Raw genomic sequence first — 7,800 nt, forward strand, 5'->3', positions numbered from 1 at the left:
TGGTGTCGCCGCACGGGCAGGCGCGCTTTGTGGCCGCCGCCGACGACGGCCTGCCGCCCGACGTGGTGCAGGCCGACCACGGCTGGTGGTTTCCCGAACGGCCCGGACCGGACCACGGCTGGCGCGAAAGCTGCGCCAACCTGCTCTACGGGCACGAGCACTTCGACCCGGACAGCGGCGCGGAGCCGTTGAAGTGCGGGTTGTGCCGCATCGAACGGGCCTGATGGACGAAGGTACCGACAGGGTGGGCATGCGCTGACCGCTCGCACCGGCGCTGGCGTGCATAGAGCTTGAACCGATGCCGGAACACGACGCATCCCGTTGCGCGCATCGTGCGTCCCGCGCTACACTGGCGCCATCCGCAATGCGCAGCCCTTCCGCCCTTCTCACAACGGACCTGCCCATGCCCACCATCCCGCGCTCCAGGCTTTCCGCCCCTCTCGCCGTTGCCATGGCCGTTGCGGCCGCAGCTCTGCTCATGCTGCTGGGGCTCTGGCTGACCGCCCGCGAGTTCAATGCACGCACCGTGGAGGAACAAGGACGAAACCTGCGCGAACGGCTGCTGCTGCGCGTGGCTCCGGCCATCACCGCACTGCAACTGGCAGGCGATCTGCTGGCCTCTGCCGCGCCGGGCCGCCCCACTCCGGCGGATGCCCGGGAACTGGTGCTTTCCTCGCTGGACAACAACCCCGGCGTGGACGCGGTCACGGTCTGCGACGGCAGGGGGCTGCTGGCCATGGCCGTGCGCGCCCACAGCGGCATGCTGCTGCACGTCCGCAACCCCGCTGGCCCGGTCGGTTCGGACGGTTCAGACGGTTCGGACGGCGGACAGGGAATCCCGTGGCTGCGCATCAATACCGACGCCACCCCGCCCGGCTCCGGCGCGCCCATGCCCCCTGCTACCGGAGAACTGTGCCGCCGCATGGTCGCCGCCACCAACGCCCAGGCCGCCCGGGTCGAATCCGGGCGGAAAACGGCCACCGCCTGGACCGGCGTGCACCCCCTGCCCATGGCAAGCGCACCGCCCGGCAACAATGCAGGTGCGGACGCGGCATCACCTGTCAGCAGTGCTGCAATGACCGTCGTGGTCGATGCGCGCGACCGGCAGGGGGGCGTGGAACGCTCCATGGGCTACAGCTTTCGGCTGGACGGTCTGCTGACATCCCTCGCCGTGGGGCTGCCCCAGGAGGCGCGCGTGCTGGTCACCTCGCCCCATGGAGACAGCCGTTCCCCCCGTGAGGCGGCATCCCTGACCGAGGATGGCGACCCCGTGCACAAGGCCGCCCTTGCCGCGTGGAGCGCTGCGGGCATGCCTGCCGATGCCGTCTTCACGTTCGAGGCGCAGGGTTCCCGCTGGTGGGCGTACCTTGCGCCCGCCACCGATGCCGACACCCGCACCTTCGCCGGGGTGGCCATGCCGCAGGGGCTGCTGCTGCACATGCTGCTGCGCGATGCCGCCATCCCGCTGCTGCTGGCCTGCGGCGGGCTGGCCCTGCTGCTGGGCGCGTGGTGGACCCATGCCCGCAGGGGTGCATCCGGCGCGGACACCGGCCCCCTGTCCGACGACGCCCTGCGCATCCTGCTGGCCGGGGGCGAAAGCGACCGCCTGGAATTCAAGTCCACCCTGCGGCACAACCTTTCCAGCGGCAAGCACGGCAAGGAGATAGAACTGGCCGCCCTGAAGACCGTGACCGCCTTCCTGAACACCGACGGCGGCACCCTGGCCGTGGGCGTGGACGATCAGGGGCAGGTGCTGGGCCTGGCACCCGACGGCTTCGAGGACGCGGACCACATGTTGCGCCATTTCAGCGCGCTGCTGGCCCAGCACATCGGCGTGGAGCACCAGCCGCACGTGCGCTTCACCGTGCGGATGCTGGACGGCAGGCAACTGCTGCTGGTGGAATGCGGCAAGGCAGCCGAGCCGGTCATCCTGCACACCGGCAAGGAAGAGGAGTTCTATGTGCGCATGGGCCCCACCAGCCGCAAGCTCGCCCTTTCGCAGGTCATGCACAGGCTGCGCGGCAACGGTACCCAGCGAGAATGACGCCCGAAGGGCCATGTAGCCATGCCCCCACGCCTCATGGCGCGGCCCCCCCCCACGCCTCATGGCGCGCGACCATCCGGCAGAGCCCCCCCTGCGTTCCATGGCAGAATTGCCCTGAATTGACCGGGCACACCACTTCCCGTATCCTGCCGCATCTTTCTTCGCGTCCCGGACGGACCGCCTGAACGGCCGCCGGAAAACCCCAAGCAGGAACGCACGATCATGAGCGATCACAACGCCAGCGAGCCCGACCGCAAGGCCGAGCCGGGTCTCGATTTCATCCGCGCGCTGATTACGGCAGACAACGCCAATGGCCGCTTCGACAGCCGGGTGCACACCCGCTTTCCCCCGGAACCCAACGGCTACCTGCACATCGGGCATGCCAAGTCCATCTGCCTCAACTTCGGGGTGGCGCGGGAATTCGGCGGCAAGTGCAACCTGCGCTTTGACGACACCAACCCGCTGAAGGAAAGCCAGGAATACGTGGATTCCATCCGCGAGGACGTGAAGTGGCTTGGCGGCGACTGGGAAGGCCGCGAGTTCTACGCCTCCGACTATTTCGAACAGCTCTACCAGCATGCGGAACAGCTGATCCTGGCGGGCAAGGCCTACGTGGACAGCCTGTCGGCGGACGAAATCCGCGAGCATCGCGGCACGCTTACCGCCCCCGGCAAGGAAAGCCCCTACCGCAACCGCAGCGTGGAGGAAAACCTGGACCTGTTCCGGCGCATGCGCGCGGGCGAGTTCAAGGACGGCGAACACGTGCTGCGCGCCAAGATCGACATGAGCTCGCCCAACGTGGTCATGCGCGACCCCACGCTGTACCGCATCCGCCATGCCCATCACCACCGCACCGGCGATGCGTGGTGCATCTATCCGATGTACGACTACACGCACTGCATTTCGGATTCCATCGAGGGCATCACCCACTCCATCTGCACGCTGGAGTTCGTGAACAACCGCGAACTCTACGACTGGACGCTGGATACCCTGGGCGTCTACCACCCGCAGCAGCTGGAATTTGCCCGGCTGAACCTGACCTACACCGTGCTGTCCAAGCGCAAGCTGATCCAGCTAGTGGAGGGCGGCTACGTGAACGGCTGGGACGACCCGCGCATGCCCACCATCAGCGGGCTGCGCCGCCGGGGCGTAACGCCGGAAGCGTTGCAGGACTTCTGCGCGCGCATCGGGGTAGCCAAGGCCGATTCTGTGGTGGATTTCTCGCTGCTGGAATTCTGCATGCGCGAACACCTGAACGCCGTGGCCCCCCGCGTGATGGGCGTGCTGGACCCCATCAAGGTCGTCATCGAGAACTACCCCGACGACCAGGTGGAAACCTTCGACATGCCCTACCATCCGGAAGATGCGTCGCACGGGTCGCGCACGGTGCCGTTCTCGAAGGTGCTGTACATCGAGCGCGACGACTTCCGCGAAGACCCGCCCAAGAAGTACCACCGCCTGGCCCCTGGCGCGGAGGTGCGCCTGCGCTACGCCTACTACATCACCTGCCGCGAGGTGGTGAAGGACGCGGACGGCAACATCACCGAACTGCGCTGCACCTACGACCCGGCCACCAAGGGCGGTTGGTCGCAGGACGGGCGCAAGGTGAAGGGCACCATCCACTGGGTGTCCGCCGCGCATGCCCTGCACGCAGAGGTGCGCCTGTACGAGCACCTGTTCAGCGTGGAAAACCCCAACGCGACGGAAGATGGCAAGACCTTTGTGGACTACCTGAACCCCGATTCGCTGAAGACCGTCACCGCCATGCTGGAACCGGCCCTGGCCGACGTGGCCCCCGGCACCCGCGTGCAGTTCGAGCGCATCGGCTACTTCTGCGCCGACAGGGACGGCACCCCCGGCAAGCCGGTGTTCAACCGCACCGTGGGTCTGCGCGACAGCTGGGCGAAGATCGAGAAGAAGGAAGGCGCGTAAGCAACGCCGACCGAAGATGGATAAATGCAACGACACCCCGGCGGGAGCCATCCCGCCGGGGTGTTTCTGTTATTGGTGTGGGTGAAGCTCCCTGCCTGTCCTATCCCTAAAAAGAGAGTGGGGAGGCAGGAGCAAGAACGCCTCAGTATCCCATGTGCTTCTTGACCGACTTGACCAGTTTTCCGAACGCCTTGTCCTTTCTGCGCCGGTCGAGCTGCGACATTTTACTGAACTCGGCCTCTTTTCGCAGCTTCAGGTAGTTCCGGTAATGCGTGGCGGACAGTTCTCCACGGTCCACGGCGGCCCGCACGGCGCAGCCAGCCTCGTGTTCGTGGCGGCAGTCGGCATAGCGGCACTCGCCCGCCAGCAGGGCGATGTCCGCAAAGCCTGCGTCCACGCCCTCCGCCGCAGCCACGGTGCCCACCTCGCGCATGCCCGGCGTGTCCACGACCAGCGCCCCGCCGTCCAGCATGGTGAGTTGGCGGCGGGTGGTGGTGTGGGTGCCCTCCCCGGTGGCGCTGACAGCACGTGTGGCCCGGTCGGCGTGCGCGGCAAGCGCCTGCCCATCCAGAACCCCAGCCCCAGCCTGCCCGCGTGTCAGCTGGTTGAGCAGGGTCGTCTTGCCCACGCCCGACGAGCCGAGCAGGCAATAGGTCCGGCCCGGCGCAAGCGCCTGTCGCAGCACATCCAGCCCGGCCCCGGTCACGCTGCTGAGGGCGATCACCCGCGCGGGTGTGACGGCGGCCACCACCGCCAGCAGGTTGCCGAGGTCTTCCGGGGTGACCAGGTCCGTCTTGGTCAACACCACCACGGGTTCCACGCCCCCGTCCGCCAGCATGACCAGATAGCGTTCCAGCCTGCCGGGGTTGAAGTCGTAATGGCACGATTGCACGATGAACGCCGTGTCGATGTTGGCCGCAATCATCTGGACGGCGCCGCCATCGCCCGCCGTCTTGCGCCGCAGCACGGTCCGGCGCGGGAACACCCGGTGGATGATGGCCGCCGTTCCGTCACTGTGCCACTGCACCGTCACCCAGTCGCCCACGCAGGGCAGGTCGGCGGCGCTGTCCACATGGTAGGCAAGCCTGCCCGCCAGTTCCGCCGGAACCTCGCCCCCTTCACCCCGTATGCGATACCCCCCCCGGTCCACCGCGCAGACTCGGGCAAAACCGCAACCTTCCATGAACATTTCCGCCGCGTGTGCGGCAAACCACTGGTCGAAACCCCATGATTGCAACATGATTGTATACCTCATCAGGAGCCGGGCGCTCGCCTCGGCCCCTGCGGATTGTCGTTGCTGGCGCTATGCCTGTTCCGCGAAGGCCGGGTGGGCGATGATGCCGCCCTGCGGCAGCCGGTCGCCGAAGCGCACGGCCAGCACGTACTGATCGGGCACGCCGGGATAGTGCAGCCCCGGCACGCAGGCAAAGCCGAGGCGGACGTAGTAGCCGGGGTCGCCCACCAGCACCACGCCCAAGGCCCCGGCGTCGCGCATGCGGCGCAACGCCTCGCGGATCAGGGCGGAGCCGATGCCCCTGCCCTGCATGGGCGGCAGCACGCCCACAGGCCCCAGCAGATGCCAGCCCGCCCTGTCCGAACCCACATGGTCTTCTCCCACCACGACGGGCGAAAGAGCCACGTGGCCCACCGGGGCGCCGTCCACCTCTGCCAGCAGGGACAGGGTCAGGTCGCCGCTGGCGCGCAGCAGGCCGGGTATCAGGTGCTCGGTGGGTTCGGCGCCGAGGGCGTGCATGGGGTGCCCCTTGAAGGCCGTGTATTCGATGTGGATGATTGCCCGACTGTCCTGTTGGTTGCCGGGGCGTTCGTCCCTGATGTGCATTGCGTCACTCCTGAAGTACGGCGCGCGACATGACGGGCGCGGACCGGGCAGGCAGCCCGACGGCGCACGACCGCCATGCGGCGCGCATGGCGAATGATCGGCCTGGAAACGTCAGAAGGATGGTTGCGGGACGAAAGGTAAGACCACCATCCGATGGCATCGGACGGAATCGGCGGGCGGGATGGGGCGGAGCCGGATGACGGCCCCGTGCTGGCAGCGCCCCCTTCAGACGAGGGGCGGCATGCCGTCGCGCCTACCGGGTGCGGCTTTCGCCTGCAACCGGCAAGACAATCTCTGGTGCGAATCGCTGCAAAAAAACCTCGGCGCGTACGCCTGAGAGCAGAAAGACGTGTGCCGGACGGACCGCGCCGCAGCCGTCAAGGCCGCGCGCGGGACAATCCGCCGGATGTCCGATGCGGACGGGACGAGCATAGTACGAAATTTCGCGGCAGCAAAGCCCCCGCCGCGATGGGTGGGATACGCCTGCGGACGGTCGAAAAAGACATGCGAAGATGCCCCCACGCCACGAAACGCCACAATATCCGGCATGATTCAGGGATATTACGCACAAAAAATAAAAATTGCGGACCCCTCGCGCATTTCCCGTTGACAACCGGGGGCCTGACGGATAGATACACAACCTCGTTGTTGGGCTGTCGTTCAATTGGCAGGACGGCGGATTCTGGCTCCGCTAATCTAGGTTCGAGTCCTAGCAGCCCAGCCAACATGCGTTCCCATCGTCTAGCCGGCCTAGGACAACGGCCTTTCACGCCGTCGACGGGGGTTCAAATCCCCCTGGGAACGCCACCACGCCATCAAGGGGTCACGGTTCACCGTGACCCCTTTTGCGTATATGCGGCGCACCGCCGCCGCGCGAAAACGCGGGTTCGCCCGCAGCCCCATCACGCCCGCACCCCGCGCGGCATGCCGGAACCTGCCCCTTCACTCCACCCGGCCGCCCGCGCACAAGCAGGAGGCTCCATGGACATCGCCGCCTTTTTCGCCGCCGAAGTAAAGCCCGCGCTTGGCTGCACCGAACCGGGGGCCGTGGCCCTTGCCGCCGCCACCGCCGCACGCCACCTGCCTGGCCCACCTGAACGCATCCACCTGCGTCTTTCGGCCAACATCTACAAGAACGGCCAGTCCGTGGGCATTCCCGGCGCGCAGGGCCTGCGCGGCAACATGTTGGCATCCGCGCTGGGAGCCCTTGCGGGTGATGCCGACATGGGCCTGCAGGCGCTGGCCTCCGTCACCGCCAGCGACGTGGCCGCCGCCCGCGCCCTGACGGAGCGTGGCGCGGTGACGCAGGAAATCGTACAGGACGTGCCCACCGTGTACGCAGAGGCGGAACTGTACCGCCCCGGCCATCTGGTGGTGGCCGTGGTGGCCGGGCGGCACGACCGCGTGGCCGAGGTGCGCCACAACGGGCAGGTGGTCTACCGGGCGGAAGACGCCCTTGGCGGCGACAGCCTGCCCCCCTACATGGCCGACCTGCAACGGGCCGCCTTTGACGACCTGTGGAACTGGGCCGACGGGATCGACGCCGATCTCGCCCGAGACCTGCTGCGCGGCGCGGAGATGAATCTGGCCGTGGCCGAACAGGGGCTGACCAGCCCGTGGGGCCTTGCCGTGGGGCATACTCTGGGGCAGGCCCTGCGCGGCGGAGATTGCCGGAACACCAACGTATCCGGCTCCTGCGTATCTGGCTACAGCGTATCTGACGCCTGCGGCCCGGACATCAGCGCCCGCGTGAAGGCCACCACGGCTGCCGCCGCCGACGTGCGCATGGCCGGGGCCAACCAGCCGGTCATGAGCAGCGCCGGTTCCGGCAACCACGGACTTACCGCCATCATTCCCCCGGCGCTGGCCGCCCGCGCATGGGGCCGCAGCGACGCGGAACTGGCTCGCGCGCTGGCCCTGTCGCATCTGGTCACCGGTGCGGTAAAGGCCCGCACTGGCCGCCTTACCCCGCTGTGCGGCTGCG

General features: G+C 67.7%; 6 protein-coding genes and 2 tRNA genes. 6 read left to right on the forward strand and 2 right to left on the reverse strand.

Annotation, left to right across the window (positions count from 1 at the left end):
• The 3 genes from FVW27_RS02925 to FVW27_RS02935 all read left to right on the forward strand — a co-directional run.
• Positions 1 to 224 (forward strand): molybdopterin dinucleotide binding domain-containing protein (locus tag FVW27_RS02925; protein ID WP_279586594.1); only part of this gene is annotated, 224 nt, incomplete at its 5' end.
• A 179-nt stretch (positions 225 to 403) separates the two neighbouring features.
• On the forward strand, positions 404 to 2,044 hold the full coding sequence (locus FVW27_RS02930; RefSeq protein ID WP_167122604.1) for an AlbA family DNA-binding domain-containing protein: 1,641 nt from the start codon (positions 404 to 406) through the stop codon (positions 2,042 to 2,044).
• A gap of 222 nt (positions 2,045 to 2,266) precedes the next feature.
• Complete coding sequence (locus FVW27_RS02935) at positions 2,267 to 3,976, forward strand: glutamine--tRNA ligase/YqeY domain fusion protein (protein WP_167122606.1); 1,710 nt, start codon at positions 2,267 to 2,269, stop codon at positions 3,974 to 3,976.
• A gap of 142 nt (positions 3,977 to 4,118) precedes the next feature.
• Here FVW27_RS02935 and rsgA read toward each other — a convergent pair whose 3' ends face one another.
• Positions 4,119 to 5,216, reverse strand: a complete 1,098-nt coding sequence (gene rsgA, locus FVW27_RS02940; protein ID WP_167122608.1) for a ribosome small subunit-dependent GTPase A — start codon at positions 5,214 to 5,216, stop codon at positions 4,119 to 4,121.
• 63 nt (positions 5,217 to 5,279) lie between these two features.
• Positions 5,280 to 5,816 (reverse strand): GNAT family N-acetyltransferase, encoded by a 537-nt coding sequence (locus FVW27_RS02945; RefSeq protein ID WP_167122610.1) that lies wholly within the window; start codon positions 5,814 to 5,816, stop codon positions 5,280 to 5,282.
• Between the two features lie 649 nt (positions 5,817 to 6,465).
• On the opposite strand from FVW27_RS02945, the gene FVW27_RS02950 reads away from it, so the two are divergent.
• The 3 genes from FVW27_RS02950 to FVW27_RS02960 all read left to right on the forward strand — a co-directional run.
• Positions 6,466 to 6,540 (forward strand) — tRNA-Gln (locus FVW27_RS02950).
• A 6-nt stretch (positions 6,541 to 6,546) separates the two neighbouring features.
• Positions 6,547 to 6,623 (forward strand) — tRNA-Glu (locus FVW27_RS02955).
• Positions 6,624 to 6,797: 174 nt separating this feature from the next.
• The coding region (locus FVW27_RS02960; protein ID WP_167122612.1) for an L-serine ammonia-lyase, iron-sulfur-dependent, subunit alpha at positions 6,798 to 7,800 on the forward strand (1,003 nt) is incomplete at its 3' end.

The organism is Nitratidesulfovibrio liaohensis (genome assembly GCF_011682075.1).
Lineage (GTDB): Bacteria > Desulfobacterota > Desulfovibrionia > Desulfovibrionales > Desulfovibrionaceae > Cupidesulfovibrio > Cupidesulfovibrio liaohensis.

Coding starts and splice junctions, on each gene's coding strand:
- FVW27_RS02930 (WP_167122604.1), top strand. CDS start 404: ATGCCCACCATCCCGCGCTCCAGGCTTTCCGCCCCTCTCGCCGTTGCC.
- FVW27_RS02935 (WP_167122606.1), top strand. CDS start 2,267: ATGAGCGATCACAACGCCAGCGAGCCCGACCGCAAGGCCGAGCCGGGT.
- rsgA (WP_167122608.1), bottom strand. CDS start 5,216: ATGTTGCAATCATGGGGTTTCGACCAGTGGTTTGCCGCACACGCGGCG.
- FVW27_RS02945 (WP_167122610.1), bottom strand. CDS start 5,816: ATGCACATCAGGGACGAACGCCCCGGCAACCAACAGGACAGTCGGGCA.